The organism is Citrobacter sp. wls827, assembly GCF_005280875.1.
In the GTDB taxonomy this organism is placed as follows: Bacteria; Pseudomonadota; Gammaproteobacteria; order Enterobacterales; family Enterobacteriaceae; genus Citrobacter; species Citrobacter youngae.
Genome location: NZ_SZWR01000021.1, coordinates 96,820 through 98,490 on the forward strand (window position 1 = coordinate 96,820; position 1,671 = coordinate 98,490).

Annotated in this window: 2 protein-coding genes; both read left to right on the top strand. The window is 49.4% G+C overall.

Annotated features, from left to right (window positions below; genetic code table 11):
* A partial coding sequence (gene astE, locus FDX03_RS17550) for a succinylglutamate desuccinylase (protein WP_249357097.1) occupies positions 1-711 on the top strand: 711 nt, incomplete at its 5' end.
* Between the two features lie 348 nt (positions 712-1,059).
* The gene (gene spy, locus FDX03_RS17555; protein WP_048211888.1) at positions 1,060-1,545 is read left to right on the top strand and encodes an ATP-independent periplasmic protein-refolding chaperone Spy; all 486 of its coding nucleotides are present in this window, start codon (positions 1,060-1,062) and stop codon (positions 1,543-1,545) included.
* The last annotated feature ends 126 nt before the right edge of the window (positions 1,546-1,671 follow it).

Sequence of the window (1,671 nt, forward strand, 5' to 3'; positions counted from 1 at the left end):
GGCAATCCGCAGGCGTTAGCTGCGGGCAAACGCTACTGTCATAGCGATCTGAACCGTATGTTTGGTGGCCGCTGGCAGCTCTTCGATGAGAGCGGTGAAACACGGCGTGCCCGCGAGCTTGAACTGTGTCTGGACGTTTTTTACGCGCGGGCGCAAGAGTCAGTACGCTGGCATCTGGATCTGCATACCGCGATTCGCGGCTCACAGCATCTGCGTTTTGGCGTGCTGCCACAACGTAATGTTGCCTGGGACGAAGATTTTCTGGGATGGCTGGGAGGTGCAGGACTTGAGGCGCTGGTGTTCCATCAGACGCCTGGCGGTACGTTCACCCATTTTAGCGCTGAACATTTTGGCGCGCTGGCTTGTACGCTGGAACTGGGTAAAGCGCTGCCGTTTGGACAAAACGATCTGTCCCAGTTTGCGCAGACGGCGGATGCGCTGGCGAAACTGCTGCAAGGCGAGCGAATCCCTACGGGAGAAACATCTCCGCTGCGCTACCGCGTAGTGTCGCAAATCACGCGGCGCAGCGATGATTTCATTCTCTACATGGACAACCAGACGCTGAACTTTACCGCGTTTAAAGAGGGAACCGTGCTGGCGCAGGATGGTGATGAACGTTTTATCGTCACCCATAACGTTGAATATGTTCTCTTTCCTAATCCAAATGTGGCCTGTGGTTTACGCGCGGGACTGATGCTGGAAAGGTTGTAAAAGATATATCCGCCCTCGGGTTAATCTCTGAGGGCTTATTATTGCGTGCTGTTTGTATTTATTACGGATTATTCCTGGTAAGCTGCTTTCTTAATAACCAGGTTTCAGGTATAGTTCTTCATAATTCTTTCAAAATCATCGTGTTGTGATTTTTTATTTCAACTCTCCGCAATTTATTCTTTTTTTCTTCATAATTGATGAAAGTTTGTTTTTTACACTTTCATTGTTTTACCGTTGCTCTGATTAATTGACGCTTAAGTCGGTAAAGTTAATCCCGTCAACACGACATCACATTGCATAAGCTTCGTATGAATGTCGTAAGAATAACTGAAAGGAAGGATAGAAATTATGCGTAAATTGACTGCTCTGTTTGTTGCCTCTACCCTGGCGCTGGGCGCTGCAAACCTGGCTCATGCCGCTGACGCTACCACAGCAGCTCCGGCAGATGCCAAACCGATGATGCACCACAACGGTAAATTCGCCCCGCATCACGACATGATGTTTAAAGACCTGAACCTGACCGATGCACAGAAACAGCAGATCCGCGACATCATGAAAGGTCAGCGCGATCAGATGAAACGTCCTCCGCTGGAAGAACGCCGTGCAATGCACGATATCATCGCCAGCGATAGCTTCGATAAAGCGAAAGCTGAAGCGCAGATTGCGAAGATGGAAGAGCAGCGCAAAGCTAACATGCTGGCGCATATGGAAACGCAGAACAAAATTTACAACATTCTGACCCCGGAACAGAAAAAACAGTTTAATGCCAATTTTGAGAAGCGTCTGACAGAACGAGCAGCGCAGAAAGGTAAAATGCCACAAGCTGCCGAATAATCGGTAGGCGTCTATACTCAATCATTCATGCTGTGTCGGAGCAGATTGCCCCGGACAGCGTGAAAAAAAACTCAAGACCGCCGGCCTTGTCCACAACACGTTTAACGATGTGGGCAGGATCGGCGG

Bases quoted from the DNA above. Each gene is read 5' to 3' on its own strand.
- spy (WP_048211888.1), top strand. From the start codon at position 1,060: ATGCGTAAATTGACTGCTCTGTTTGTTGCCTCTACCCTGGCGCTGGGC.